At 56.3% G+C, this 25,350-nt stretch carries 28 protein-coding genes and 1 pseudogene; 11 read left to right on the top strand and 18 right to left on the bottom strand.

What is annotated here, in order from left to right:
* Positions 1-141 precede the first annotated feature (141 nt).
* From A7P97_RS03895 to A7P97_RS03875, 5 genes are all read left to right on the top strand, one after another.
* Complete coding sequence (locus A7P97_RS03895; protein ID WP_067530470.1) at positions 142-1,047, top strand: patatin-like phospholipase family protein; 906 nt, start codon at positions 142-144, stop codon at positions 1,045-1,047.
* 233 nt (positions 1,048-1,280) lie between these two features.
* On the top strand, positions 1,281-1,751 hold the full coding sequence (queF, locus tag A7P97_RS03890) for a preQ(1) synthase (RefSeq protein ID WP_067530469.1): 471 nt from the start codon (positions 1,281-1,283) through the stop codon (positions 1,749-1,751).
* Between the two features lie 425 nt (positions 1,752-2,176).
* Positions 2,177-2,512, top strand: coding sequence for a hypothetical protein (locus A7P97_RS03885; RefSeq protein WP_067530468.1), 336 nt, complete (start codon positions 2,177-2,179; stop codon positions 2,510-2,512).
* A 107-nt stretch (positions 2,513-2,619) separates the two neighbouring features.
* A complete protein-coding gene (locus tag A7P97_RS03880; RefSeq protein ID WP_067530467.1) occupies positions 2,620-3,339 on the top strand; it encodes a 7-cyano-7-deazaguanine/7-aminomethyl-7-deazaguanine transporter in 720 nt (239 codons plus the stop codon).
* Between the two features lie 213 nt (positions 3,340-3,552).
* Positions 3,553-4,359, top strand: a complete 807-nt coding sequence (locus A7P97_RS03875) for a M48 family metallopeptidase (protein WP_369815095.1) — start codon at positions 3,553-3,555, stop codon at positions 4,357-4,359.
* Positions 4,360-4,645: 286 nt separating this feature from the next.
* Here A7P97_RS03875 and A7P97_RS10615 read toward each other — a convergent pair whose 3' ends face one another.
* The 5 genes from A7P97_RS10615 to A7P97_RS03855 form a co-directional block, all read right to left on the bottom strand.
* Positions 4,646-4,894 (bottom strand): peptide chain release factor-like protein, encoded by a 249-nt coding sequence (locus A7P97_RS10615; protein WP_231865639.1) that lies wholly within the window; start codon positions 4,892-4,894, stop codon positions 4,646-4,648.
* Positions 4,891-5,259 (bottom strand): hypothetical protein, encoded by a 369-nt coding sequence (locus A7P97_RS10610; protein ID WP_231865638.1) that lies wholly within the window; start codon positions 5,257-5,259, stop codon positions 4,891-4,893. Before A7P97_RS10610 ends, A7P97_RS10615 begins: the two co-directional genes overlap by 4 nt.
* 3 nt (positions 5,260-5,262) lie before the next feature.
* Complete coding sequence (locus A7P97_RS03865; protein WP_067596318.1) at positions 5,263-5,958, bottom strand: hypothetical protein; 696 nt, start codon at positions 5,956-5,958, stop codon at positions 5,263-5,265.
* Positions 5,959-5,962: 4 nt separating this feature from the next.
* Positions 5,963-7,102 carry an RNA ligase RtcB family protein gene (locus tag A7P97_RS03860; RefSeq protein ID WP_067530465.1) on the bottom strand — a complete coding sequence of 380 codons (1,140 nt, stop codon included), beginning with the start codon at positions 7,100-7,102 and terminating at the stop codon, positions 5,963-5,965.
* Positions 7,103-7,547: 445 nt separating this feature from the next.
* Positions 7,548-7,904, bottom strand: a complete 357-nt coding sequence (locus A7P97_RS03855; protein WP_067530464.1) for a hypothetical protein — start codon at positions 7,902-7,904, stop codon at positions 7,548-7,550.
* 537 nt (positions 7,905-8,441) lie between these two features.
* On the opposite strand from A7P97_RS03855, the gene folP reads away from it, so the two are divergent.
* The 4 genes from folP (at position 8,442) to yecR (ending at position 11,536) form a co-directional block, all read left to right on the top strand.
* Positions 8,442-9,284, top strand: a complete 843-nt coding sequence (gene folP / locus A7P97_RS03850) for a dihydropteroate synthase (RefSeq protein ID WP_067530463.1) — start codon at positions 8,442-8,444, stop codon at positions 9,282-9,284.
* A gap of 121 nt (positions 9,285-9,405) precedes the next feature.
* The gene (locus A7P97_RS03845; protein WP_067530462.1) at positions 9,406-9,633 is read left to right on the top strand and encodes a sulfurtransferase TusA family protein; all 228 of its coding nucleotides are present in this window, start codon (positions 9,406-9,408) and stop codon (positions 9,631-9,633) included.
* Between the two features lie 120 nt (positions 9,634-9,753).
* A complete protein-coding gene (gene pyrC, locus A7P97_RS03840; RefSeq protein WP_067530461.1) occupies positions 9,754-10,791 on the top strand; it encodes a dihydroorotase in 1,038 nt (345 codons plus the stop codon).
* A 328-nt stretch (positions 10,792-11,119) separates the two neighbouring features.
* The gene (yecR, locus tag A7P97_RS09645; protein ID WP_082887590.1) at positions 11,120-11,536 is read left to right on the top strand and encodes a YecR family lipoprotein; all 417 of its coding nucleotides are present in this window, start codon (positions 11,120-11,122) and stop codon (positions 11,534-11,536) included.
* A 222-nt stretch (positions 11,537-11,758) separates the two neighbouring features.
* Here yecR and xth read toward each other — a convergent pair whose 3' ends face one another.
* From xth to yihA, 7 genes are all read right to left on the bottom strand, one after another.
* Positions 11,759-12,526: an exodeoxyribonuclease III gene (gene xth / locus A7P97_RS03835; protein ID WP_067530460.1), complete on the bottom strand. Its 768-nt coding sequence runs from the start codon at positions 12,524-12,526 to the stop codon at positions 11,759-11,761.
* A gap of 202 nt (positions 12,527-12,728) precedes the next feature.
* Complete coding sequence (gene iscX, locus A7P97_RS03830; RefSeq protein WP_003822048.1) at positions 12,729-12,923, bottom strand: Fe-S cluster assembly protein IscX; 195 nt, start codon at positions 12,921-12,923, stop codon at positions 12,729-12,731.
* Between the two features lie 54 nt (positions 12,924-12,977).
* The gene (gene fdx, locus A7P97_RS03825; RefSeq protein ID WP_003822051.1) at positions 12,978-13,319 is read right to left on the bottom strand and encodes an ISC system 2Fe-2S type ferredoxin; all 342 of its coding nucleotides are present in this window, start codon (positions 13,317-13,319) and stop codon (positions 12,978-12,980) included.
* Positions 13,320-13,423: 104 nt separating this feature from the next.
* Positions 13,424-14,479 (bottom strand): lytic murein transglycosylase B, encoded by a 1,056-nt coding sequence (gene mltB, locus A7P97_RS03820; protein WP_156497477.1) that lies wholly within the window; start codon positions 14,477-14,479, stop codon positions 13,424-13,426.
* Between the two features lie 148 nt (positions 14,480-14,627).
* On the bottom strand, positions 14,628-15,905 hold the full coding sequence (locus A7P97_RS03815) for an N-acetylmuramoyl-L-alanine amidase (protein WP_067530458.1): 1,278 nt from the start codon (positions 15,903-15,905) through the stop codon (positions 14,628-14,630).
* Positions 15,875-16,357 carry a tRNA (adenosine(37)-N6)-threonylcarbamoyltransferase complex ATPase subunit type 1 TsaE gene (gene tsaE / locus A7P97_RS03810; protein WP_067530457.1) on the bottom strand — a complete coding sequence of 161 codons (483 nt, stop codon included), beginning with the start codon at positions 16,355-16,357 and terminating at the stop codon, positions 15,875-15,877. Before tsaE ends, A7P97_RS03815 begins: the two co-directional genes overlap by 31 nt.
* Before the next feature lie 231 nt (positions 16,358-16,588).
* On the bottom strand, positions 16,589-17,248 hold the full coding sequence (gene yihA / locus A7P97_RS03805) for a ribosome biogenesis GTP-binding protein YihA/YsxC (RefSeq protein ID WP_067530456.1): 660 nt from the start codon (positions 17,246-17,248) through the stop codon (positions 16,589-16,591).
* A gap of 573 nt (positions 17,249-17,821) precedes the next feature.
* On the opposite strand from yihA, the gene A7P97_RS03800 reads away from it, so the two are divergent.
* The gene (locus A7P97_RS03800; RefSeq protein ID WP_067530455.1) at positions 17,822-18,175 is read left to right on the top strand and encodes a YgiW/YdeI family stress tolerance OB fold protein; all 354 of its coding nucleotides are present in this window, start codon (positions 17,822-17,824) and stop codon (positions 18,173-18,175) included.
* A gap of 170 nt (positions 18,176-18,345) precedes the next feature.
* Positions 18,346-18,477: a PepSY domain-containing protein gene (locus tag A7P97_RS10600; RefSeq protein ID WP_231865637.1), complete on the top strand. Its 132-nt coding sequence runs from the start codon at positions 18,346-18,348 to the stop codon at positions 18,475-18,477.
* A 136-nt stretch (positions 18,478-18,613) separates the two neighbouring features.
* On the opposite strand, the gene A7P97_RS03795 is transcribed toward A7P97_RS10600, so the two are convergent.
* From A7P97_RS03795 to A7P97_RS03775, 6 genes and pseudogenes are all read right to left on the bottom strand, one after another.
* Positions 18,614-19,432 (bottom strand): class I SAM-dependent methyltransferase, encoded by an 819-nt coding sequence (locus A7P97_RS03795; RefSeq protein WP_067530454.1) that lies wholly within the window; start codon positions 19,430-19,432, stop codon positions 18,614-18,616.
* A gap of 287 nt (positions 19,433-19,719) precedes the next feature.
* Positions 19,720-20,823: a 3-phosphoserine/phosphohydroxythreonine transaminase gene (gene serC, locus A7P97_RS03790; RefSeq protein WP_067530453.1), complete on the bottom strand. Its 1,104-nt coding sequence runs from the start codon at positions 20,821-20,823 to the stop codon at positions 19,720-19,722.
* 395 nt (positions 20,824-21,218) lie between these two features.
* Positions 21,219-21,471 (bottom strand): annotated as a pseudogene (locus A7P97_RS09635) (acetolactate synthase small subunit); the annotation flags it as partial.
* A gap of 545 nt (positions 21,472-22,016) precedes the next feature.
* On the bottom strand, positions 22,017-24,056 hold the full coding sequence (gene recG, locus A7P97_RS03785; protein ID WP_067530452.1) for an ATP-dependent DNA helicase RecG: 2,040 nt from the start codon (positions 24,054-24,056) through the stop codon (positions 22,017-22,019).
* 177 nt (positions 24,057-24,233) lie between these two features.
* Positions 24,234-24,827, bottom strand: coding sequence for an SMC-Scp complex subunit ScpB (scpB, locus tag A7P97_RS03780; protein WP_067530451.1), 594 nt, complete (start codon positions 24,825-24,827; stop codon positions 24,234-24,236).
* Between the two features lie 94 nt (positions 24,828-24,921).
* The gene (locus A7P97_RS03775; RefSeq protein WP_067530450.1) at positions 24,922-25,305 is read right to left on the bottom strand and encodes a hypothetical protein; all 384 of its coding nucleotides are present in this window, start codon (positions 25,303-25,305) and stop codon (positions 24,922-24,924) included.
* Positions 25,306-25,350: the final 45 nt, after the last annotated feature.

Below are 25,350 nucleotides of genomic sequence, written 5' to 3'. Positions count from 1 at the left end.
CGGACTAAATCAACTTTCGATACCAGGCGGCAAACCGCAGACAGTATAAAACTACAATAAAGCAAACCAAGGCCGTAGCGAAAATTGAGTTACTTTGCTATACAATACCGGCTCCCCCGCTTAATAACATAGGATTCCCCCATGAACAGCCTATTGCACCGCAGCCTCGGCATTTCCCTGCTCACCTTCACCCTCTCCGCCTGCAACCTCATCAGCGGCAACTCGCAGAACCCATCACGCCAGCCGCTCACCGCCACCCGTAAGCCTCAAGTCGTCATCGGCTTGGCCTTGGGCGGCGGCGCATCCAAAGGCTTCGCCCATATCGGCGTGATTAAAGTATTGGAAGAAAACAATATTCCCATAAAAATCGTTACCGGCACCAGCGCAGGCGCCCTGGTGGGCAGCCTCTATGCCTCCGGCATGAACGCCCCCCGCCTGCAGCGCGAAGCCGAAAACCTGCAACGCGCCGATTTGGTGGATCTAACCCTTTCCACCAGCGGCTTTATCCGCGGCGAAAAACTGCAAAACTACATCAACCGCCAAGTGGGCAATCGCCCCATCCAAAACCTGCCGCGCAAATTCGCCGCCGTGGCCACCGAATTCGACTCCGGCCGCAGCGTGGTATTTCGCAGCGGTAACACCGGCCAGGCCGTGCGCGCCTCTGCCAGCATCCCCAACGTGTTCCAACCCGCAGTAATCAACGGCAAACGCTATGTGGATGGTGGCCTCACCGCCCCCGTACCCGTATCCGCCGCCCGCCAGATGGGTGCCAACGTGGTGATTGCGGTGGACATTTCCGCCAAACCCGCCCGCCTATCCCAAAGCGGCTTCTTCTCCTACCTCGACCAAAGCCTCAACATTATGAGCACCCCCGCCCTCAACAGCGAGCTGGCCAAGGCCGACGTGGTGATCAAACCACAGGTGCAGCATCTCGGCGCCGTAGGCGGCTTCGATGAAAAAGCCCACGCCGTCAAACTCGGCGAAGACGCCGCCCGCGCCGCCCTGCCGCAAATCCGCGCCGTATTGCAGCGCTATCAAGTACACTGACAAGTGTGCAGAAGGCTACCTGGAAATTTTAGCTTCACAGACACTTATTGCGCTGCATTTCAACTTCGTTGAAGTTTGACTTTAGCTCCGCACAAACTCAGCTTCCTTCGGAAACTTCGTTTTAACTTCGTTGAAGCTGCGCTTTCAGGTAGCCTAAAAATCCTTTATAATCCGCTCCTTTTTTCCAAACTGCGGTTCGCAACCCTCCCGCGTTACCAAAACTAAGGACTCCCATGCGCAACAAAGAAGAGCTCGGCGGCCTCTCCCTGCTGGGCAACACCGGCACGCAATATCCCTCAACCTACGCCCCCGAAATCCTCGAAGCGTTCGACAACAAACACCCCGGCAACGATTACTTCGTCAAATTCGCCTGCCCCGAATTCACCAGCCTGTGCCCGCTTACCGGCCAGCCCGATTTCGCCACCATCCTCATCCGCTATATCCCCGACATCAAAATGGTGGAAAGCAAATCGCTCAAACTCTACCTCTTCAGCTTCCGCAACCATGGCGACTTTCATGAAGACTGCATCAACATCATCATGAAAGACCTCATCAAACTGATGAACCCGAAATACATCGAAGTGTTCGGCGAATTCACCCCGCGCGGCGGCATCGCCATTCATCCGTTCGCCAACTATGGCCGCCCCGGCACGCCGTTCGAGCAAATGGCGCGCGAGCGGCTGTTTACACACGATATGCAGTAAGCCTGCGGGCTACCTGAAACCCATATCGATTGCTGAGATTAAAAACCGTGCCGTCTCTCTTTCCCCGCTGGATAACGCAGCACTGGCCGTCGAAATCTGCCGGCTGAAACAGCACAGTACAGCATTGCTAGCCTGTATTGCCTTTTACAAGCCAACTGCCGCATCAGCCTGAACGAAGCCAAACGGCTTACCCTCTCCCTGCCGGTTTTCAGCAATGAAGAAAAAGCTGCTTTTGAACAGGCCTGCCAAATCATGCAGGCAGAGTTTGAGCAGGAAACATAGCAGCCATATTTTTCAGGTAACCTCCACGCCAATCTTCTAAATTTATAGAAAACATCATGCCCTACACCCTTCCCACCCATTACGCCAGTCAGCCCCTGCCTGCCGAATACCTCGACATGATTGGCTAGGCACGTGGCATCCAAGTGTACGAAACTGCTGATGGCGAAGACGTAGATTTTTACCCACCTGCCCGGCTGTGCGAACCTGAGCGCAACGGCCTGCCATACTACGCCCACCTCTCCGATCCCGAGTTCTACTTCAAAGCCACAGAAACCCGCAGCGATGGGCCGCGATTATCGCAGGAAGAAATACAGCAGGGCTTTACTATTGGCAGCTACAACGAAGGCCGCCTGTTCCTCCTGCCCAACCAATCCGTTTGGCTGATTTACAGCGATTTGTTCTACCAAAAAATTGCCGACCACTTCAGCCAATGGTTTGCTGGCCTCAGCTTCTCCTTTGAAGCAGGCGGCGAAGATTAAGTTCCGCCGCATTAACCAAAAGGCTACCTGAAACCCTGTTTCTAACCCCCGCGCGGTTCGCAACCCTCCCGCGTAGATTCTTATCTAAACCAAAACTAAGGACCATTATGCAAAACTACCGTTTCACCCCCGCCCAACAGCAGCAAGCACTCCGCTGGCTCGTTTTCTTCCACATCCTGGTGATTGCCGCCAGTAACTATCTTGTGCAGTTTCCCTTCAGCGTCACCCTGCCCAACGGCTTCGAAGTGCATTCCACTTGGGGTGCGCTCAGTTTCCCTTTCATTTTCCTCGCCACCGATTTAACCGTGCGCATCTTCGGCCAAAGCCTCGCCCGACGCATTATCTTCTTCGTTATGTTCCCCGCCTTGCTCGTTTCTTATGCCTTTTCCGTGCTGTTTCAAGAAGGTGCGTGGACAGGCTGGAGCGCGCTTGCCGTGTTTGTGATGCCCGTGTTCCGCATCGCCCTGGCCAGCTTTGCCGCCTATGCAGTTGGCCAAATCCTCGATATTGTCGTGTTTAACCGCCTGCGCCAGCTGAAATCCTGGTGGATCGCCCCCACCGCCTCCACCTTCGCCGGCAACGCCGTGGATACCGTGCTCTTCTTCTCCATCGCCTTCGCCGGCAGCAGCGACGCCTTTATGGCTGCCAACTGGCCGCACATTGCCTTTGTTGATTACCTGTTCAAACTCGTGATCGGCACACTCTTCTTCCTGCCCGCCTACGGCCTCATCCTCAACATCCTTACCCGCAAGCTCACCACCTTGCACCAAACTGTTGCCACCGACGCCGCATCCGCCCAGCCGGAAGCCGCCGGCCAATCCAATTAAACTTTCAGGTAGCCTTTTGTGTGCTCAGAGGCTACCTGAAACATAAAACCGTAGGCCGGGCATTCATGCCAAACAGCAGTTTTAGGCACTAATATCAGGCATAAGCCTGCCAGCCATCGGCTGGTGTGGTTGCACCAGTATAAATATTTTCAGGTAGCCTAAGGCTACCTGAAACCATATAAATCAAACCCCAAAGCTTACCTGAAACCCGCCATGCCCCTCCTCACCCACACCCTAGCCAACGGCCACGCCATCCAACTCCACCTCAGCCGTCGTGCCAAGAAAAACATCATCCTGCGGGCGCACAGCGAACACAGCCTGCGGCTCAGCATTCCTCCGCAGCTAAGCCTGCCCGAGCTGCGACGCTGGCTGCAACATAATGAAACTGCCCTGCAGCAAATGCTCCAGTGCAGCCCCGCCCCGCCCGCCACCCCCGGCTACCTCTGGCTCTATGGCCAGCCGCACCAACTGCAATCCCATGCCCAAGCCGCCATCCAAATCCAGCCTGGCCGCATCCTCCTGCCCGCAGCCAAATGGCCGCAGCAGCAAGCCCTCCTGCGCCAACATCTCCAGCCACTGGCCGAAGCCTACCTCCTTCCCCGTCTCGCCGCACACGCCGAACGCCTGCAACTCGTTCACGAGCACTCCGCCCTCAGCCGCGCAAAAACCTTCTGGGGCGTATGCCGCCGCCGCAATATCCGCCTCAACTGGCGGCTCGTCGGCGCGCCCGAATACGTGGCTGACTACGTCTGCGTGCACGAACTCTGCCACCTGCGCCACCCCAATCACAGCCCCGCCTTTTGGGCAGAAGTCGAACAACACACCCCCGCACCGACCCGCCGCTACCGCCTGGCTCAAACAACACGGCCGCGAGTTGTTCCTGCTGGGCTGAAACAATTTTCAGGCAGCCTTTCCGTTGCTGGACGCGCAAAGTGCGCGGAAACACACACATGCGGTTTTAATACTCAGACAACAGCCCGCCTGCCCACGCCCCCACGACAACCAACCGTTTTCAGGTAGCCTTTCCCTTTGCGGGGTGCATAGGGTATGTGCGGAACCGCACGCACGCGGTTTGAAACATCGGGCGACAGCGCGCATGCCTGCGGCAACACCCTACACACCGCTCAAACAACACGGCATCACCATACCGGCTGCCAATGTGCCGAATAGGGAAACGCTACCTGAAAACCTGTAGGTCGGATTCTTGAATCCGACTTCCCGAATGGCGGCCTATCCACCAGATACGGCTATTTAAACCACAAAGGCTACCTGAAATTTAAGATAGCCTTTCCCATTGCCCGCGCCGTCAAGCCTGTTCGCGGAAATCTTCCCCCTTAAATACCCGTCTCGGGTTGCTGCGCTCCACTTGATAGAGTAATTTGTGTGCATCGGAGGCGTGTTGGCGCAGGGCGGTTTGGTGGTGTTCGGCCAGTTTGAGCGCGAGCAGCCTCAGTGTGCATTTTTTGTTGGCGCGCTGACTGCGTTCTCTCTCGGCACGCACGGCGATGCCGCTAGCGAGGTGGACTGCGCGCACGGCGGAGTCGGTTTTGTTCACGTGCTGCCCGCCTTTGCTGCCGGCGTAGCAGGTTTGGAATTCGATACCTTCGTCTCTGCTGGCAGCGCGGGAATCTCAGATAAACTAAACACGCCGATATACCAGTTTTGCATGGGTGCTGGGGCCGCCGCGGGCTGGGCAGGCCCATTGCAGCGTGCCCTGCCAGCTGCGGCCAGGCTTTCGGCACGGCTGCCGGAGAGCTTGAGCACGGCGGAGAGGATGCCGTGTTTACTCGGGGTTTCTTCTAATATTTCGGCATCCACGCCTGCCGCTTCGGCCTCGTGCGGGATTTTCCGCAGGGCAAAACGGGCAAACATCTGGCATTCGACCAAGCCTTGGGCGGTGAAAATTTGCAGATAAATCATGGTTTACTTCCTTTTCATTTTTGGCCGGAACGAATGCTTGGCATCGAAGCCTTTGTTGCCGATTTTGTCTTGATCTGGCACGGGAGGACTGGTTTCTGCCTCGCTTTTGAGCTGCGACAGGTATTCGCAAAGGTGCTGCCACACGGTATCGGGGTCGAGGTACACGCCGAGGCTGGAGAGCTGCGGATCTTCGGCGAAATCTTGGCGGCTGTCGAGCCGGGAGGGCCGGTTCGGATCGGCGTAATAGGCGAGCAGAAGCGGCGTATGGCGGTATTTGGCGATTATGGGGTGGCTTCGGCTGCAACGGCGGAGGCTGAAATCGGGCGTTTGGTAGTGGCGATACCCTGGCCAGTAGTAGTTATGGCATTGCGGCAGGCAGTATTCTCTGCCGTCGAAGAAGCGTACCATGCTCAGGGGAAAGCGGTGGCGGCGGTGTTGCAGATACACGGTGTCGATGTCGTATGAGCTATACACCTGCTTCTCGGTGGCAAACAGGAACACGTGCAGATTGCCGATATACAGCTCGGACACCACGGCGCAAGCGCCGTATTCCTTCCCCCACCCGGCGGGCGGCTTGGGCAGGCCGCGCAGGATTTTGGCTTCCGGCGGTTGGCAGCGGTCGAACACCAGCACGGGGTCGATGCCGTATTTGGCCACCTTGTGGTCGTAAAAGTCTTTAAATTTACTGATGATTTTCATGCCGTTACTCCCCGTAGCCGCTGTTGATTTTGTAGGTGAGCACTGGCTTGAGGCGGGCTATCGGCTCGATCAAGCCGGCCTGCTGCATGGCTTCGATGATGCTGTCGATATTTTTGTAGGCCTGTGGGGCTTCTTCAAAAATCAAGGCTTTGTCGGCGCACACCACCACGCTGCCGAAAGCGGTACGGCGCAGGCTGTCGGCACGGTATTTGTGCGACAGGCGGCCTTTGCATTCGCCGCGCTGCCATTTGCGGCCGGCGCCGTGGGCAAGCGAATTGAGGGCGATACTGCAATCGGCGGCCGGTTCAACTAAATAGCTGTAGTCGCCGCGCGAGCCGGGAATCAGCACCAAGCCGCAGTCGGAAGGGGTGGCGCCTTTGCGGTGCAGCCAGCTGGTTTCGCCGCCGATTTCGGTGTGTAACAGGAAGTTGTGGTGCACATCGAGCAGGCGGCGGCCTTCGGCATGCCAACGTTCAAGCATGCGCTCGGCAATCAGCAGCCGGTTGGCACAGGCAAAGGCCAGCGCATCGTCGTGTTCGGCCAAGTAGGCGGCGGCTTCGGGGCTGTTTTCAGGTAGCCCTTGGTGGCCGTGCGCGTCCACATGGCGGCACAAAACCTGCTGGCCGAACCCACGCGAGCCGCTGTGCACGAGCAGTTGCAGGCAGCCGGTATCGAAGTTTTCAGGTAGCCTTTCGGGGCGGTAAACAGTATCTACGGTTTGCAGTCCGGCAAAATGGTTGCCGCCGCCGATGGTGCCTAAGGCTACCTGAAAAGGATGCTGCGGCAGGATGTCATTAATCCGTGCTTGCCAATCTTCGCCTAACGGCGCATCAATGCTGCCGAGCTGTTTGGCCAGCTTGGCGGGTTTGGCTTTGTGTGCGGGCAAATCGGTTTGCCACAGCGCCATACCGCAACCGATGTCGTTACCGATGAGCGCGGGATAAAAACGGTCGGGGCTGAAAAATGCCGCGCCGACGGGATAGCCGCGCCCGGCATGCAGGTCTGGCATACCAGCCACCCGGCGCATCTGCGGCAGGCGGGCGGTGGTTCGGAGCTGTTGGATGGCGTTGCTTTCAATCCAGGTATTTGAATCAGCTATTAAAACAATGTTTTCAGAAATGATTTGGAGATTTTGTGTGCCCATAATGTACTTTCTTGCAGCGGATAAATCCGTTTGCGCACAGCTCTGCCAAGCACGCGTAAACACGACGGCAACAGCTTGAAACGGCAAATAAATTTATCCTCAGAACGCAAACGGCAGGCGCGACGAAGCAGCGCATCAAATGCAGTTTGCAAAATAGGGAGAAAGCAGCCCGAAGCGGGCGGCACAGAAAAAGGGAATGGCCTTAGGCTTCTGAGCTGCAAAGGATTGAACGGAGGATTGAAGTGTACGGCATAGCCAGCTCCTTTCTTTGCAGTGGTGAATGAATCATGAAAACCCGCGCATAGTAGCGGCCGGATACCGGCTGCGGCAAGTGCATGGCAGAAAAGGCGGGAGGGTTGTTGTATTTTTCCCGCACCATACTGGGTGTGGTAAACAATAAAAACCGGCTATCTAATTACCAGACAGCCGGTTTCGAATATGGCAATTAGCCCAAGTTGCGTTCGGCATTAATCAGAGAACGGCGAGCCAGAGCCAAGTTGGCTTTGCTTCTGTCCAGCACAGAGTACAGGAAGAGGCCATCATGACGCGGCAGCGGGCGCAGCAGGTGGTACTGGGTGCCCAAAGTCATCAAGATATCTTCGATTTCGTCTTTCAAACCAAGCATCTGCATGGTTTTGTTTTTGGCACGCATCACCTCAGTATTACCTGCGGCAGCAATTTCCAAATCGATTGAGGGGCTACCGCCGCCGGCCAACAACATGCCGCTGGAATAATCCACTACTGCGGCAGCCAAAGCGCCATCCACGTTCAACATTTCCGCTACGGTTTTATCGTAATTCATTTTCGACAAGATCTCCACAAAAACAAAATAAAAACAAATAATTTAAGCTTCCCGAAACCAATTCATACTCTCTACTTTGTAACTCAGGAAGGCTTGGCAGGCTTTATTATCCAAACAACATCGCCTACTTCTATTAGTTATCTGGACTAGGCAGCTGGCTGTATAAACTTTTCCACCACCTTCAACGCTGAATCGCAGTATATGCCTTTTACTTTTCAAAGTAAATATTAACACCGACATATATTGTATGCATTTGATGCACAGCAACTTCTGGCACCCACACCCAAATGCCATGATATTTTTGTTTCTTAATCCCATAAGGCCAAAAATATCCGCACCCTAGCCACCGCTAAACACTGTCCAAGCTGACCATTTTTTCACTGCATAATATCATTTTTTTCAGCTATTTTCATTTCAAACACACCACACTAATCCTATTTCCACTACCTAGCACAACAAAGAAGACCTTTTCTCAGCGCAGGCTTATAATTCTGTTCTCCCTTAATTCTGTTTTCCCTCTTTTTCAGGTAGCCTCACATGACACAACCCTCTTGGCAAGCCGGGCGCTTTCGCATCGACTTATCCACGCCCAAAATCATGGGCATCATCAACCTCACCCCCGATTCCTTCTCTGACGGCGGCACTTACTCCCGTAATAGAAGCGCCGCCCTCGCCCATGCCGAACGCTTGCTTACCGAAGGCGCGCACATTCTCGATATCGGCGGCGAATCCACCCGCCCCGGTGCCGACCACGTTTCCCCCGAAGAAGAATGGGCACGGCTGCAACCCATCGTGAGCGAAATCATCAAATGGAACGTCCCGCTCAGCGTGGACACCCGCCGCACCGCCATCATGCAACGCCTACTCGGCAAGGGCCTGGCCGACATCATCAACGACGTATCCGCCCTGGAAGACAGCGGTGCCATCGAACTGCTCGCCGCCTACCCCAACTCCGGCATCTGCCTAATGCACATGCAGGGCCTGCCCGAAACCATGCAAAACAACCCGCAATACCAAAACGTGGTAAGCGAAGTGGCGGGCTACCTGAAAGCCCGTGCCCAAGCCTGCCAAGCCGCCGGCATCTGCTCCGAACGCATCGTGCTCGATCCCGGCTTCGGCTTCGGCAAAACCCTCCAGCACAACACCCAACTCATGCGCCACCTGCCCGATTTGCAGGCACAAACCGGCCTGCCCCTACTCATCGGCGTATCGCGCAAACGCATGATCGGCGAAATCACCGGTGAGGCCGACCCCGCCCAACGCATCCACGGCAGCGTTGCCGCCGCCATAGCCGCCACCGAACGCGGCGGCGCCATCCTGCGCGTGCACGACGTGAAAGCCACCGCCGACGCGTTGAAAGTGTGGCAGGCTTTGCACTAGGCTGTTGCCACATTAAAAAGGCTACCTGAAAATTCAGGTAGCCTTTTTTCACCACAGGCTCAGTCCACACCCCACTTTCCGCTATAATCCACTCCCACCCAACCATATAGAAACCACCATCATGTCCCCCACCCTGGAGCTCGACCTCAGCGGCCTCAAATGCCCTTTGCCCATCCTCCGCGCCAAAAAAGCGCTGGCCACTTTGGAAGCCGGGCAGATACTCTCCGTGCGCGCCACCGACCCCGGTGCCCCCGACGACTTCGCCGCCTTCTGCCGCCAAACCGGCCACCAGCTGCTCGCTTCCGGTACGGATAACGGCGTGTTCGTTTTGGTGATCCAACACAAATAACCCGGCTTCGCCGCAATATCGTTTTAACCAATCTTGCAACACGGTTTCAGGTAGCCTTATCCGCCCAGCATCCAAAGGCTACCTGAAAATATAACGCTCCAAATCACGAAAGCCCCTACCATGCAAACCCTCACCCTCCTCCGCCCCGACGACATGCACCTGCACCTGCGCGACGGCGACACCCTGCGCCACGTTTTGCCGCACACCGCCCGCCAGATGGGCCGCGCCGTGATCATGCCCAACCTCAAGCCCCCGGTGGTTGGCGTGGCCGACGCCTTGGCTTACCGCGAACGCATCCTCGCCGCCCTGCCCGCCGGCAGCCGCTTCCAACCGCTGATGACGCTCTATCTCACCGACCACGCCACCCCCGCCCTGGTGCAGGAAGCCAAAGCCGCCGGCATCGTTGCCTTCAAACTCTACCCCGCCGGCGCCACCACCAATTCCGACAGCGGCGTAACCGACCTGTTCAAACTCCTGCCCGTGCTCGAAGAAATTGCTGCCCAAGATATGCGTTTCCTGGTGCACGGCGAAGTAACCGATCCGGCCATCGACATCTTCGACCGCGAAGCCGCATTCATCGAACGCATCCTCCTGCCCGTGCTGGATAAAGTGCCCGGCCTCAAAACCGTGTTTGAACACATCACCACCGCCGAAGCCGCCCGCCTCGTGTGCCAAAGCGGCGAAAACCTCGCCGCCAGCGTTACCCCGCAGCACCTGCTGCTCAACCGCAACGACCTCTTGGTGGGCGGCGTGCACCCGCACCACTACTGCCTGCCCGTGCTCAAACGCGAAAGCCACCGCCAAGCCCTGCTCGAAGCCGTATCCGGCGCGCAATCGCACAAATTCTTCCTCGGCACCGACTCCGCGCCGCACCCGCAACACGCCAAGGAAAACGCCTGCGGCTGCGCCGGCATGTTCAGCGCCGCCACCGCCATCGAACTCTACGCCGAAGCCTTCGAGCAAATCGGCGCGCTCGGCAAACTCGAAGCCTTCGCCTCGAAAAACGGCGCCCGCTTCTACGGCCTGCCGGAAAACACCGACACCATCACCCTGGTGAAACAAGCGCAAACCGTGCCCAACAGCTTCCCTATCGGCAACGGCGGGCAACTCGTCCCCATGCGTGCCGGCGGCAGCGTGGCTTGGACGATGCAACCGTAAGCCCCGCCCGCTCTGATTTTGATGCAAAAAGGCTACCTGAAAATAAGCGGAGCGAATTTCTGCAAAGCTCACATTTTCAGGTAGCCTTTTTCATGTATAACAAGTAGCCCAAACCAATGGAAATAGCCTGGATAATGTTGTGTTTACAACCCAACCTACCTGCTGCCACCCGCTTACCTTTTTTCACAAACAACAACTTATCCATATAAAACAAAGAAATTTGTAAAAGAAAAAGAACGAAGTTAAAATTTTAATAAGAATAGTTTATTCTGAACTTCCTTATGCAACCAATAATTAAACCTATTTACTTAAGACCCAGAGGCTAGCTATGTCTCCAATCAAATCAAGTATTCTAAGACTTTCCGCTCTTATCCTGTTAACCACATCATTATCAGGCTGTATCGGCGCAATGGTGGCTCAAAGTAGAACAACCGATTGGGGCGCATCAGGCGGTAGCCGGGCTGATGGTTTCATCCAATTATCCTATGACCGCAGCCCGCTCGATAAAGAGAAACCTGTCGATAGCAGAGTAAAGCAATTAGCAGTTACACGGTGCTCAGTATGGGGCTACCAAGATGCCGAACCTTTTGATTATGTGAAAACCTCATGCGTTGAACCTGGACACGGTATATTTACCTGCGATTTATATAGACACAGTGTCCAGTTCCAGTGCACCAAACCCAGCAATATCCAATCTGGTAATACCCAATCCAGCAGTACAGTGATTTCTCCTATATCCAATTAACTATTGCTAATACAACATCATCATTTTACCGAGTGTAGTAGTATGTGTAGGTTGGGTTAGCCATTTACGGCGTAACCCAACACAATGAAAATAGCCCAGACATGTTGGGTTTCCAACCCACCCCCCACTCCGATTTCGATGCAAAAGGCTACCTGAAAGCCCAACCTCAGTTTCGCCAAGGCATTGCTTTCAGGTAGCCTTTTCTATTGCGGCAACGATGTGCTATTCAAACTCCGCCCACACCGGGGCATGGTCGCTGGGGCGTTCCAGCGCGCGCGGGGCGGTATCTACGCCGGCGGCGGTAAGGCGTGGCAGCAGGGCTTGGCTGGCGAGGATGTGGTCGATGCGCAGGCCGAGTTTGCGGCGGAACATATTCATGCGGTAGTCCCACCAGGTGTAGAGCGGTTCGGCGGGGTGCAGGCGGCGCAGGCCGTCGGTGAGGCCGAGGTCGAGCAGGGTTTGAAACCAGGCGCGCTCTTCGGCGGAGCAGAGGATTTTACCCTGCCATTTTTCGGGGTCGTACACATCCAAATCGGCGGGGGCGATGTTGAAATCACCGAGCAGCACCAATTCCGGGTATTGAGCCAATTCGCTGCGGATAAATTCGGCCAGCGCGGCAAACCATTGCTGCTTATAGGCAAATTTCTCGCTACCCACGGCTTCGCCGTTCACGCAATATACGTCCACCACGCGCACGCCGCCGATGGTGGCGGCAATCACGCGCCGCTGCGGGTCGTTGGGCAGGGCGGGCAGGCCGGTGTGCACGTCTTGCGCTTCTTCTTTGCTGAGGATGGCCACGCCGTTGTAGGTTTTCTGCCCGCTCCACACGGCGCGGTAGCCGAGCATTTCGAAGGCGGAAAGCGGGAACTGGTCTTGATCCAGTTTGAGCTCTTGCAGGCAGAGCACGTCGGGCTGATGCTGAATCAGCCAGTCGCTCACGTGCGGCAGGCGCACTTTGAGGGAGTTTACGTTCCAAGTGGCGATTTTCATGGCGTTTGCTTTCGGAATGAATTTTTCAGGTAGCCTGCATCGATAGTGAGGCTACCTGAAAATATGCGCTTCAACGGAATTGAAATACAGTGGATTAACAAAAATCAGGACAAGGCGACGAATCCGCAGGCAGTACGGGGAGTACGGCAAGGCGAGGCAACGCCGTACTGGTTTTTGTTAATCCACTATATTGGCTGGCTGCTTACTCGGCTTCGTCTATCCAAGCCTGTTGTACGGCTTCGAGGATGCGCTCGCCGCAACGCTGCGGGTCGTCATCAAACTCGGGCAAATCGAGGATGAGCTGGCGCAGCTGGGTGAAGCGGACGGTTTTCGGGTCGATGTCGGGATGGCGGTCGAAGAGTTCTTCGGCAATGCGTTGGGTGTCGGTCCATTTCATGATGAGGCTACCTGAAACTAGATGTGTACGGCCGGCGGCTGGGGAGCGCCAGGCTTAATGATGTTCACGGGCGTGGTTGATGGTGTATTTGGGAATTTCCACCACCAAATCTTCGCCGGCCACTTTGGCCTGGCAGCTCAAGCGCGATTCGGCTTCCAAGCCCCAGGCTTGGTCGAGCAGGTCTTCTTCGATTTCGCTCGGTTCTTCCAGGCTGTCGAAGCCTTGGCGCACGATCACATGGCAGGTGGTGCAGGCGCAGGATTGCTCGCAGGCATGCTCGATTTCGATGCCGTTGTCGAGCAGCAGGCTGCAAATGCTTTCGCCTTCGGGGGCGTTTTCGATGATTTTGCCTTCGGGGCACAATTCGCTGTGCGGCAAGACGGTTACTTTGGGCATGGTGTGTGCTTTCTTGGCTGAATTTTTTGAGTGGCGTATTGTAACGGAAAAGGCTACCTGAAAACAGTTGATTGCTTTTCAGGTAGCCTCTATTACAACGGGGCTTACAGCTTGCCGCCGCCCACGCCGTTGGCAATTTCGCGCACCGCGCTCACATACAGGCGGCTGTGGTTGTATTGCCAAACGGCGAAGAAATTGTTGAGGCCGATATAGTAATCATACTGGCCGGGCGCGGTTTCCAGGCGGAACAGCACGGCTTTTTCGTGGTCGGCCACTTCCTCCAGCGGCGTTACCCCCATCCGCCGCAACTCGCCCACGGTTTTATTCAGCGCGGTTTTTTCATCAATCAGCGCCAGCAATTCCGGCGTAGGCACCATCGACACCGGCACCATCACTTTGCCGCCGCGCTGCCAGCCGTGTGCCTTCAGATAGTTCGCCACCGAAGCCGCCACATCCGGCACGCTACCCCAAATGTTGCGCTGGCCGTCGCCATCGTAATCCACCGCCCATTTGCGGTAGCTCGACGGTATAAACTGCGGCATCCCCATCGCCCCGGCATAGCTGCCGGTGAAACTGAACGGATCGCGCCCTTCTTCTTTGGCCATCAGCAGGAATTCATGCAGCTCCTGCTGGAAAAACTCGCCACGGCGCGGGTAGCCGAACGCCAGCGTGGGCAGCGAATCGGCCAGGCGGAAGCTGCCCATATTGCTGCCGTAGTTCGTTTCAATGCCCACAATCGCCACCAATACTTCTGCCGGCACGCCGTATTCGCGCGCCACTTGGTCGAGCACTTGGCGGTATTGCTGGTAAAAGCGGCGGCCGCCGTTGATTCTGCCCGCGCCGGCATTGCCGCTGCGGAACTCATACCACGGGCGCGACGTGCCGGGGCGGTTCATGATGTTGACAATATTGCCCTTATACACCGACTGCGCGAAAAACTGCTGCAACTGCCCTTCGCCCATCACGCCCAATCCGGCCTGCTGCCGGATAAAACGCTGCACCTCGGCATTTTGGCTGAACCCGGTTTCCGACACCGGCAAGGTCGATGCTTCCGGCACCGCCTTCTGTGCCTCCGGCACAGGCGTAATCGGCTGCTCGCTGCTGCATGCGGCCAACACAAACAAAACGGCTAAAGCGGGGGCAAATTTCAATTTCATCATAGTTTCCAAGCAAACAAACAATGCACGAAGTGTAGCACAGGCAGCCAACCCGGCGCGAATGCAAAGGCTACCTGAAAAAACAAACCCATCTGCCTCTACAAACGGGTTTGCCTTTTCAGGTAGCCTTTAAAGCATGCCGGACAAGCACCTAACGCCTTGCCACCGCTGCCGTAGCCAAATATTGCTGTGCACCGGCGGCAATGGCGCGGGCGGCTTTTTGACGGAACTGGCTGCTGGCCAGCATCCGCTCTTCGGTGGGGTTGGAGATAAAGGCGGTTTCCACCAGGATAGACGGAATATCCGGCGCTTTGAGCACGGCAAAGCCAGCCTGATCGACATGGCCTTTGTGCAGCCGGTTAATTTTGCCCATTTCGTCAAGCACCGATTTGCCCAGGCGCCGGCTGTCGTTGATGGTAGCGGTTTGCACCAAATCAAACAGCGTGTGGTCCACCTGCCGGTTGCCGCTCACGCGGATACCGCCGATTTGGTCGGAGGCGTTTTGCGATTGCGCCAGCCGGCGGGCGGCGGCACTGGTGGCTCGGCCCCGGCTTAAGGCATACACGCCGGTGCCGCGCGGCTGCGGCGTAGTGAAGGCATCAGCATGAATCGAAATGAAAATATCGGCTTTGCGGCTGCGCGCCTTGGCCACGCGCACGCCCAGTGGAATAAACACGTCTTCGTTGCGCGTCATGTACACCTGATAGCCGAGCCGCTCCATTTCGCGTTTGGCTTCGCGCGCAATCGAAAGCACCACGTCTTTTTCGCGCAGGCCGCTGGGGCCGACCGCGCCGGAATCTTCGCCGCCGTGGCCGGGATCGAGCATCACCACCAGCTTGCGGTTGCCGCGCCGGTTGCCGCCGGCATGGTTTTGCACCGGCGGCACGCTGGTGGTTTGCGCCTGCGCGGTGGCGGTGCCGTCTTGGCGGATACGGCCATTGGTGTAGTCTTGCAGGAGCGCCATCAGCGGATCATTAGCTTCCTGCGCCAGCGCCACAGCCTGGGTGGGATAGAGGTCGATCACCAGGCGGTGTTTGAAATTGGCCACCGGCGTGAGTGCGAACACTTGCGGGTTCACGGCGGTTTTCAAATCCATCACCACGCGGATGGTGTCGGGGTTGAACTGCCCCACGCGGATGCCGGCCACATAAGGGTCGCTGCGGCTGAGCTTCTGCGGCAGGCTCTGCACCACGCTATCGAGGCTCGCGCCTTGAATGTCCACCACCAGGCGGCGCGGGTTGTCCAGCAGGAAGTATTTATGTTGCAGAGGGCGGGTGGATTCGAGCGTGGCGCGGGTGTAGGAAGAGGCCGGCCAAATGCGCACGGCCACAAACTGCGGCGTGCCGTGTGCTTCGCCCGTGGGCACAATGCTCAGGAGCAGCAGGCCGGCACCGCTGCTTAGGAAAGTTCGGCGGGTAAGTTTTGCCATAATTCGATGAGTTGCTTGCCGTTTTCAGAATCGGCGGAAAGGGTGCAGACACGGCCGCTGCCGCTGTTGTGCAGGGCGATACGCAAATCGGCTGCGGGCACGAAGCCCTCGGCGCGTTGCGGCCATTCGATGAAATGGAGGGAGGGCTCGGCAAACAGTTCGCCCAGCCCGGCATCTTCCCACTCTTCCGGCGCGGCAAAGCGGTATAAATCGAAATGGTTTACCGCCAGGCCGTTTGGCCGGTAGCTTTCCACAATGGCATAAGTGGGACTTTTCACTGCGCCCGCATGCCCTAGCCGGCGCAAAATAGCGCGCACCAGCGTAGTTTTGCCGGCACCCAAATCGCCTTCCAGCCACACCGCCAGCGGTGCGGCCAAATCGGGCGCGATGCGGTTGCCGAAGGCTTCAGTGGCGGCTTCGCCGTTGAGAAAGAGAGAGAGAGAGTTTTGCATGCGGCGGATTATAACCTGAAATACTGTTGGGAAAGTTTAAGCCATGCGGCTTTCAGCCAGCCTGTTGCTGCTGCTTTAGCAGCTTTTCAGGTAGCCATAACTGAGGCTACCTGAAAAGCTGATTTCGTTCTTTTGTGAGATCCAGCTGCAATATTTCATACAGCACCGCTTCACACTATAGGAAATTCATTGCTGCAACTAAAACCAATCGGTTTCCGGCTGCTTCATGTTTCAGGTAGCCTCTTCTCCGTTTTCGGCAACCTGTTCGCTCTCCGGCAGGGCATGCTCCACCTCCCATTGCGCAAACCATGCAGCCACCACGGCATCCACTTCCTCCATACCCTGTTTTTTCAGGCTGGAAAACAGTTGCACCCCTACCGCTTGCCGCTCGGCAAAAGGTTGGAGGGCGCGGCGCACGGCAGCGAGGGTTTTAATCTGCTCGTTTTTGGAAAGTTTGTCGGCTTTCGACAACAAAATATGCACAGGTTTGCCGGTGCTGGCAAAAAATTCCAGCATTTGCTTGTCCAGCTCCTTGAGCGGATGGCGCGCGTCCATCACCAACACCAGCCCGATAAGCTGGGCGCGGGTTTGCAGGTAACCGCCGAGTAGCTGCACCCAATGTGCGCGCACGGCTTCGGGCACTTGGGCGTAACCGTAGCCGGGCAAATCCACCATATAGTGCCCGTTGGCCAGGCTGAAGAAGTTGATATGCTGGGTGCGGCCCGGGGTTTTGGAAACGTAAGCCAGGCGGGTGTGGGCGGTGAGCGTATTGATGGCGCTGGATTTGCCGGCGTTGCTGCGCCCCACGAAAGCAATTTCGGCAAGGGTATTGGGTAGGTCTCTTAAGTGATTAACGGTGGTATAAAATTTGGCGTTTTTAAAAAGCGACATAGCTCGAACAAAAAGTAAAATTTAGTATAGAGTACCACGTTTATAAAAATAGAGATTAGGCACGCATCGTGGTAGCTTGCCTGCATGTATGTCGTGGCACGGCTCCTGTAGCGCGGGCATTCCGGGCAACCAAACCCAGAAAGACGGTACAGTGGCTTACCCACGCCTGGCCGGTCAGCACAAATCTTGTGTGGTAGACCAACTCTGCATCTACACAAAGCGGCCAGCGCACCAACTCCATCATGAGCAACATTGCCAAACGCATGAGCAACGAAGAAATGGATGCCGCGGACAACTTTACTCAAGGTTTACAATAAGCCGTGTAGTTCCGCCCGGCCGAATCCCGCAATGGATACGGCCGGATTGTTTTATAGCGGATAAATTTAAACCATACCGCTGCACCCTGATTTAAATTCATCCACTATTAGGCAGCTTTTGCCGGTTTGCATAATTTACATTTTTTCACGCAACCCTAATTTTCCGCTAAGCTTGCCTGCCTATAATGCGAGCCATCAACTCAGGCAACACCGGTTGCCGCCCGATAAACCACAATCTTGAATAAGGGAAAACACCATGAAAAACGCTTTGCTCTTCACCGCCCTGTTAGCCGTATCCGCCACCGCTTCCGCCGGCTTCTCCGAAAATGGCCAAGCGTCTGCCTCCCAAAATGCCGTAATCCGCGTTTCTGCCCTGCGCAGCGTACCGGACGACAGCTACGTTATCTTGGAAGGCTACATCGAACGCCAAGTGCGCCACGAACACTATATCTTCCGCGATGCCAGCGGCCGTATCGAAGTGGAAATCGACGATGACGTATGGCGTGGCCTGAACGTTACCCCGCGCGATAAAGTACGCATCGAAGCTGAAATCGATCAAGAATGGCGCCGCACCGAAGTGGATGTGAAAGCTGTTACCCGCATCCAGTAAGCAAGAAGGCTACCTGAAAGCGCAAGCTTCAACGAAGTTAAAACGAACACATTAGAGTCTCGTTAAAATTGACGCCATATCCTTCAAGTAGCCTTTCCCGGTTTCCTCAACCTCCGAACTTTGATTCGAGCACCTGTGCTGCCAGCCACACCCGTGCCCGCGTAACCGACGTGTACCTCACCACCTGGCACGGCCGCCGTGTGTATGAAGTGGATTTAGACGGCCGGCGTGGCGATTATGGAGTGATTGTGGACGCCCGCAGCGGCCGCATCCTCTCTTCCAAATTCGATCCCGACGATTAAACCGTTAGCCCGTTCCATAGATAAAGGCTACCTGAAACCATAGCCGCGCATAAACCCGCGTTGCTCGTTTTAACTTCGTTGAAGCTTGCGCTTTCAGGTAGCCTTTATTTCCACCAAACAAAGGGCAAGGCCGCGTTCAATCAATCCGATAGTGCAACATGCGGCTACTTTCGCGGATAACGCGCACCAGGCGCATAATCAGGCTAGAGACGAAGCCGATGCGTTTCCACTCGTCAGGGAAGTCGCCAACGATATAGCTGTTGGAAATGAAGCACAGATTATCTGCCCATTTCTCCGGCTCGCGTTCGTTGTCGCAAAAGGATTCAAAGCGGGCACTAACATGCCTCATGGCATCGTGGCGGGCAGAGTTTTTTACCGCCCAGCGGTTGCACATATCGAAGGCGATTTCGCTACCGTGGAAACGGGCGGCAAGGCTTTGGAACAAGGCGCGTACCGTGTCGTTGGGAAAATACATCAGCACGCCTTCAATCACGAACAGGAATTGGGCATCGGGGTGGCGGACATGCAAATCATCCATCCATTCAGTGTTGAAGGCGGAGGCGGCAATCAGGGTTTCGTTGCTTTGCGGCGGCAGGATGGCGCGCCGCCATTGAATCACATCTTCTAAATCAAGCTGGTAAAACGGTACGCCGTCTGCTTCGCTGCCGAGCCGTTCGCGGCGGCTGTCGAGCCCGCAGCCGAGGATAACGACCACCGGTCGGCTTTGGCAGCGGATGAAATCGGCGGTGAGCCGGTCGAAATAGCGGGCGCGGATGGCTGTGCCGATGAGGGTGGGCTTGGCACGGTCGAACTTGGCAAAATCATAGTCGATCTGCGGCACCAAGCGGCAGGCGGCGGGGTCGGTGAGGATAGGATTGGCCTGCTGGGAGGCACGGTATTTCATATAGAGCGGAATCAGCAGGGTTTCGCTGATGGCGTTTTCGATTTTAATCATGGCGTTCTCCTGTAAACTATCTGTTTGCGCACTAGAAACAAACCAAATAAGAGGCTACCTGAAAGCGTCAGCTTCAACGAAGTTAAAACAAGCGTAGTGCGTTTCTGCGGAGCTAAAACGAGACTTCCACGAAGTAAAAACAGAGGCTACTTGAAAATAATTATCAGATAGCCTCATTATACGCCCATCACCAAAATTCTTGTCTCCTCCTACGGTGTCGGCCAACCTTGCATGAAAAACAATCACTTCAGCACATCAGTTTAAGCACATTTCAGCTTAAGCACATCTCAGCCGTAGCGTTTCTGAAATTCGCGCATAAATTCAATCAGCGCCTCCACCCCTTGCAAGGGCATGGCGTTGTAGATACTGGCACGCATACCGCCCATGCTCTTGTAGCCGCCCAGCAGGCGTAGGCCGCGGGTGGTGGATTCTTGAACGAAAAGCTCGTCCAATTCTTTGTTGCCGGTGGTGAAGATCACGTTCATTTTGGAGCGGGCGGCAGGCGCAACGCGGTTGCGGTAGAAGCCGCCGCTGTTGTCGATGGCGGCATACAGGGTTTTGGCTTTGAGGGTGTTGATGGTTTCCATCTGCCCTACCCCGCCCTGCGACTGCAACCAGCGGAACACCAGGCCGGAAATGTAGATGGGATAGGTGGCCGGGGTGTTATACATGCCTTGGCGATCGATGTGCGAACGATAGTTCCACACATCGGGCACGCGGCTGGAGCAACGCTCGAGCAGGTCTTCACGGATGATAACGATGGTGGTTCCGGAAGGGCCGATGTTTTTCTGTGCGCCGGCATAAATCACGCCGAAATCGGCCACATTGATGCGGCGGGAAAGAATCTCGCTCGACATATCGCACACCAAGGGCGGCATATCCGCGCCCAGTTTGGGCACTTCACGGTATTGCAGGCCGTGCACGGTTTCGTTGATTACGAAATGCACGAAGGCGGAGCCCGGGTCGATATCCCAAGACTCAACCGGCGGCAGGTCGGTGTAGTCGAACATTTCGCCGCCGTGCGCGGCCAGATGAATATCGACATCCGACAATTTGCCCATTTCCTGATGGGCGATGCGGCTCCAGTTGCCGCTCACCACGGAATCGACGCGCTTGAAGCCGTTGCTCAGGTTCATCACGGTCATGTTGAACTGCGCGCTGGCGCCGCCTTGCAAAAACAAAACTTTATAGTTATCAGGAATATTCAAGAGCTGGCGCAAATCCTGCTCGGCATGATGGAGGATGCTCATGAACACGTCGGAGCGGTGGCTCATGGTCATCACGGAAAAGCCCGTGCCGTTGTAGTCGAACATTTCGCTTTGCGCGGTACGCAATACGGATTCGGGCAGCACGGCCGGGCCGGCGGAGAAGTTGTAAACTGGAGTATCCACAGTAAAAACTCGATTGAAAATGTGGCAGGATGCCTTAATGAATGGGGATTCTATCGCTTGCAAACTAGTTGCAGCAAGGATTTCCGCTATTCCTCACAAATGGAGGAATAGTGAAAACTGCGCATTAACTATAATCTCCAGCAAAGATAAAGTGGTTTCCTCTGTTTTATTTGCATAAGAAGATCTTATCGCTAACAATTCAAAAGCAGTTAAGTGAAGCCCCTATCGTTACTTTGGTCTTCGGTATGCTTGGCGGCTACTGGCTTCAGGTAGCCTGCTTTGCATACAGGCTGCCTGAAAATATCCAACCAGCTTTATAGCTAAAGCACTTCCTACTGCGTTAGCTCGTCTTGTATGAAACAATGTGTTTCAGCTATACGCCGGTCAAGTAAACATCAAATCTTCAAACTGCGCTTCCCGTGCCCGATGCTGGCAGCGCCGGTACGCACGGTTTCCAGAATCAGGCTTTGGGTACGGTTTCGAGGAAGCTGTCGAGCTTGTCGCTGGTGCCCGTGATTTCAATCACATAGCTCTTATCGGTTACGCCACTACCTAGCCGTGGTTAATATCGGTGAGGCGCAGGAGCTCGTTGCGGTCTTTGCCCAAGGCCCGCACTTTTACCAGCTTGTTGAGCTGTTTGGTAAGACGGCGAGGGCGGCATTGTACATGCCAGCCGTCATGACATTCACAATGCCGGAATGACGGCCGTTAATTGAGCGCTTGAGAGCCGCCGGAAAGACGGGCAAGCAGATTGTTTGTGCATCATGTGCAAATTGGCCGTTTACTGCTTTGCCGTACTGAAGAGCGGAAAGCCATACCAACCCAAAGCAGCCTGAATGCTTTTAGCTCCGTAGGAAATAGAGGCAGGCAGGTTACCGCCAAGCGAAGTGCAGCAGGAATAATACCCCTGCCCGATAGGATAGGATTTTGAGTTTTAATGTATCGGCGACATAATCCGAGAAATATAATAAAACCAAAAGGTGTATATTTATTTAACCATCCTTTATACAGTGAGAATTTGACAAAATATGTAGCAGTATCTTTTCTCCCATCCAATTCCGCCCAAACGGCAGCGTGGTCACACCTCCCTACCCTCCACTTCCTTTGTAGGCCGGTGTTGCCACACCGATATTTTGAATTTGCCTACTTCTTTCAATTTTAACGGAATCCGTTCTCAGGTGGCCTTTCCCCGCTCATACCCCTAAATACCCTTCGCGGCTAGCAAGCCAGCGTTCTAGGTGGTTTTCCACAATATCGGGGTGGCGGGCGATGAGTTCGGGTGCAATCCGGCGGGCGGCTTCCAAGAGGGGCAGGTCTTGCTCCAAATCGGCAAAACGCAGCAGGGGCAGGCCGCTTTGGCGGGCGCCGAGAAATTCGCCAGGGCCGCGGATGTTGAGGTCTTGGCGGGCGATTTCAAAGCCGTCGGTGTTTTCGTAGATTACCTTGAGACGGGCTTTGGCGGTGTCGCCCAAGGGCTCGGCAAACAGCAGCACGCAGCTCGACACCGCCGCGCCGCGCCCCACGCGGCCGCGCAATTGGTGCAGCTGGGAAAGCCCCATGCGCTCGGCGTGTTCGATTACCATCAGGGCGGCATTGGGCACGTCCACCCCCACTTCGATCACGGTGGTGGCCACCAGCACATGAATCCGCCCGGCGGCAAATTCAGCCATCACGGCGGCTTTCTCCGCGCTTTTCATGCGGCCGTGCACTAGGCCGACGGTGAGCTCGGGCAGGGCGGCCTGCAGCTCGGCGAGCGTATCGGTGGCGGTTTGCAGCTGCAGCACTTCGCTCTCTTCAATCAGCGGGCACACCCAATAGGCCTGCTGCCCCTTTTTACAGGTAGCCAGCACAAAGCCTTCCACTTCGCGGCGGCGGATGTTGTTGACCAAACGGGTCTTAATCGGTGTGCGGCCGGGCGGCAGCTCGTCGATAACGGAAACATCGAGGTCGGCAAAGAAGCTCATGGCCAGCGTGCGCGGAATGGGGGTGGCGGACATCATCAGCTGGTGCACGTCGCGGCCTTTGTTTTTCAGGGCGAGGCGCTGCGCCACGCCGAAGCGGTGCTGCTCGTCCACAATCACCAGGCCGAGGTTTTGGAAGGATACGTCGTCTTGAAACAGGGCGTGCGTACCCACAGCCAGGCGGATGCGGCCGTCGGCCAGCGCGGCTTTGGCTTGGTCTTTTTCTTTCTTTTTGAGGCTACCTGAAAGCCAGGCCACACTGATGCCCAGCGGCTCGAGCCATTGGCGGAATTTGATATGGTGCTGCTCGGCAAGGATTTCGGTGGGTGCCATCACGGCCACTTGCGCGCCGGCTTCGATGGCGGCCAGCGCAGAGAGCGCGGCCACAATGGTTTTACCGCTGCCCACGTCGCCTTGCAGCAGGCGGTGCATCGGGTGCGGCTGCGCCAAATCTTGGCGGATTTCGGCCAACACGCGCTCCTGCGCGGCGGTGAGGGCAAAAGGCAGGCTCTGCACCAGCGGCTCGGCCAGGCTGCCGTCGCCCGCCAGCGGCACGGCCTGCCCGCTGAGCCGCTGTGCGCGGGCCAGGCGCATGGAAAGCTGCTGGGCCAGCAGTTCGTCGAACTTGAGGCGCTGCCAGGCAGGCAGGCTGCCGTCCGACAATTGGCCGATGCTGTATTCGGGCGGCGGCGCGTGCAGAAGATGCAGGCTTTCGGCCAGCGGCAGCAGCTTGAGTTGAGCCAGCAGGCTTTCAGGTAGCGTGTCGGCCAAATCGGTTTGCCCGAGGGCTTGGCGGATAATGCGCCGCAGCGTGGGCTGGCTGAGGCCGGACACGGTGGGATACACGGGGGTGAGGCTCTCGGCCAGGCTTTGGCTATCGGCATCGCGGATTTTGGGGTGCACCATTTCGTCGCCGAAAAAGCCGTGGCGGATTTCGCCGATGGCGCGGATGCGTTTGCCCTTGGCGAGCTGTTTTTGCTGGCTGGGGTAGAAATGGATAAAGCGCAGGTGCAGCACGCTGCCGGATTGGTCGCGGATTTGGGCAATCAGCTGGCGGCGCGGGCGGAACTGGATTTCCTGATGCGCCACTTCGCCTTCCACCTGGCAGGATACGCCCACGGGCGCGTCTTTGATCGGGGTGATGTGGGTTTCGTCTTCGTAGCGCAGGGGCAGGTGCAGCACGGCATCCCACAGGCTGCGGATATGCAGCTTGGCGAGCTTGCCGGCGGTGGCGTCGGTGAGCTTGAGTTGTTGTTTGAAATCGGCGCTCATGAGGAAGGCTACCTGAAAGCGTGAGCTTCAACGCAGTTAAAACGAACGGAGTGAGTTTCTGTGAAGCTAAAACGTGGGCTTGTACGGAGCAGAAAGATGGCGGGATTGTACTGGAGCAGATGCTTTTCAGGTAGCCTTCATCGGGCTACCTGAAAATATGGGGCCCGCTCGAACGCCCTATTCCTCAACCTCTTCTTCCGCCATCTCTTCTTCTGCCGTTGTCCCATGAATACCCAGCTCAGGCAATACCAATTCGCCCAGTTCGGCTAGGGGCGGCAGGGATTCGAGGGTGTCGATTTGCAAATCAGTGAGGAAGGTTTTGGTGGTGGCCCACAGGCTGGGGCGGCCGATGGTGTCGCGCTTGCCCACACTTTCTATCCAGCCACGTTCTTGCAGGGTTTGCATCACGTTTTGCGACACCGCCACGCCGCGGATGGCTTCGATGTCGCCACGCGTTACCGGCTGGCGGTAGGCGATGATGGCCAAAGTTTCCATCACGGCGCGGGAGTAGCGCGGCGTGCGCTGCTCTTCCAGGCTGCCGAGCCGCTCGAAGGCAGCAGAGGCTACCTGAAAACGCCAGCCTTCATGGGTGCGTACCAATTGCAGTGCCCTGCCCTGCCAGCGTTGTTGCAGGGCTTCGAGCACGTCTTCGAGCTTATCGGCAGAAAGCGGCAGCTCGCACAGGGCGCGCAGGCGGCGTTCAGGCAGCGGCTCGGGCTGGGTGAGCAACGCGGCTTCGATCAGGCTTTCGGGGGAAAGAGTTTGCGGCATGGGTGGTTGGATGTGTGTTGGGCGGGTTTGGCAAAACGTTGGGTATGAATGCCGGGCTGCTTTTTTCAGGTAGCCTCCAAGCAGCGGAACAACTTTATCGAGACGGCGTGCTATTGCCTTCTATTTCCTTACAAACTCCAGCGGCGTAGTCTTCTCTGTCTTTGCTGGTATAGGGTTCGTATTGCACAGCTTGTTGGCCAGCATACACTTGGCCGTTTCTCTGCTGCAGGTGCAGGCCGTTGCCGAGACGAATGCTGTTGCCGCTGCGCTGCCACCTGCCCGCAGCGCTGTCTTCTTTGTAATCCATGATGGAAAGCAGGCAGTATCGGCTGTTGGGCAACACCTCGATCACCAGCATTTTTCGGATGTCGGCACCGCCGTGGACGCCCCATTCAACGTATTTGTATGTACCTGTACCAAGCGGTTGGGCTTGGGCGAACAAGGGGGCGAAGAGCAGGAAGGGGAGAAGTTTTTTCATGGGTATCGTCATGGGTAGTATTGTCGATGAATGATGGCTTTATAC

It is taken from the genome of Eikenella sp. NML070372 (assembly GCF_001648415.1).
In the GTDB taxonomy this organism is placed as follows: domain Bacteria; phylum Pseudomonadota; class Gammaproteobacteria; order Burkholderiales; family Neisseriaceae; genus Eikenella; species Eikenella exigua.
This window is presented reverse-complemented; position numbering and strand designations above follow the sequence as displayed.

What these genes read in the sequence shown, in the direction of transcription:
- A7P97_RS10610 (WP_231865638.1), bottom strand. Translation starts at nt 5,259, where the DNA reads ATGATTTATCTGCAAATTTTCACCGCCCAAGGCTTGGTCGAATGCCAG.
- A7P97_RS03795 (WP_067530454.1), bottom strand. Translation starts at nt 19,432, where the DNA reads ATGATTAAAATCGAAAACGCCATCAGCGAAACCCTGCTGATTCCGCTC.
- A7P97_RS03800 (WP_067530455.1), top strand. Translation starts at nt 17,822, where the DNA reads ATGAAAAACGCTTTGCTCTTCACCGCCCTGTTAGCCGTATCCGCCACC.
- A7P97_RS03895 (WP_067530470.1), top strand. Translation starts at nt 142, where the DNA reads ATGAACAGCCTATTGCACCGCAGCCTCGGCATTTCCCTGCTCACCTTC.
- queF (WP_067530469.1), top strand. Translation starts at nt 1,281, where the DNA reads ATGCGCAACAAAGAAGAGCTCGGCGGCCTCTCCCTGCTGGGCAACACC.
- A7P97_RS03860 (WP_067530465.1), bottom strand. Translation starts at nt 7,102, where the DNA reads ATGGGCACACAAAATCTCCAAATCATTTCTGAAAACATTGTTTTAATA.
- yihA (WP_067530456.1), bottom strand. Translation starts at nt 17,248, where the DNA reads ATGTCGCTTTTTAAAAACGCCAAATTTTATACCACCGTTAATCACTTA.
- A7P97_RS03775 (WP_067530450.1), bottom strand. Translation starts at nt 25,305, where the DNA reads ATGAAAAAACTTCTCCCCTTCCTGCTCTTCGCCCCCTTGTTCGCCCAA.
- A7P97_RS03880 (WP_067530467.1), top strand. Translation starts at nt 2,620, where the DNA reads ATGCAAAACTACCGTTTCACCCCCGCCCAACAGCAGCAAGCACTCCGC.
- A7P97_RS03815 (WP_067530458.1), bottom strand. Translation starts at nt 15,905, where the DNA reads ATGGCAAAACTTACCCGCCGAACTTTCCTAAGCAGCGGTGCCGGCCTG.
- A7P97_RS03875 (WP_369815095.1), top strand. Translation starts at nt 3,553, where the DNA reads ATGCCCCTCCTCACCCACACCCTAGCCAACGGCCACGCCATCCAACTC.
- tsaE (WP_067530457.1), bottom strand. Translation starts at nt 16,357, where the DNA reads ATGCAAAACTCTCTCTCTCTCTTTCTCAACGGCGAAGCCGCCACTGAA.
- mltB (WP_156497477.1), bottom strand. Translation starts at nt 14,479, where the DNA reads ATGATGAAATTGAAATTTGCCCCCGCTTTAGCCGTTTTGTTTGTGTTG.
- pyrC (WP_067530461.1), top strand. Translation starts at nt 9,754, where the DNA reads ATGCAAACCCTCACCCTCCTCCGCCCCGACGACATGCACCTGCACCTG.
- xth (WP_067530460.1), bottom strand. Translation starts at nt 12,526, where the DNA reads ATGAAAATCGCCACTTGGAACGTAAACTCCCTCAAAGTGCGCCTGCCG.
- A7P97_RS03855 (WP_067530464.1), bottom strand. Translation starts at nt 7,904, where the DNA reads ATGAATTACGATAAAACCGTAGCGGAAATGTTGAACGTGGATGGCGCT.
- recG (WP_067530452.1), bottom strand. Translation starts at nt 24,056, where the DNA reads ATGAGCGCCGATTTCAAACAACAACTCAAGCTCACCGACGCCACCGCC.
- scpB (WP_067530451.1), bottom strand. Translation starts at nt 24,827, where the DNA reads ATGCCGCAAACTCTTTCCCCCGAAAGCCTGATCGAAGCCGCGTTGCTC.
- iscX (WP_003822048.1), bottom strand. Translation starts at nt 12,923, where the DNA reads ATGAAATGGACCGACACCCAACGCATTGCCGAAGAACTCTTCGACCGC.
- fdx (WP_003822051.1), bottom strand. Translation starts at nt 13,319, where the DNA reads ATGCCCAAAGTAACCGTCTTGCCGCACAGCGAATTGTGCCCCGAAGGC.
- A7P97_RS03865 (WP_067596318.1), bottom strand. Translation starts at nt 5,958, where the DNA reads ATGAAAATCATCAGTAAATTTAAAGACTTTTACGACCACAAGGTGGCC.
- yecR (WP_082887590.1), top strand. Translation starts at nt 11,120, where the DNA reads ATGTCTCCAATCAAATCAAGTATTCTAAGACTTTCCGCTCTTATCCTG.
- A7P97_RS03845 (WP_067530462.1), top strand. Translation starts at nt 9,406, where the DNA reads ATGTCCCCCACCCTGGAGCTCGACCTCAGCGGCCTCAAATGCCCTTTG.
- folP (WP_067530463.1), top strand. Translation starts at nt 8,442, where the DNA reads ATGACACAACCCTCTTGGCAAGCCGGGCGCTTTCGCATCGACTTATCC.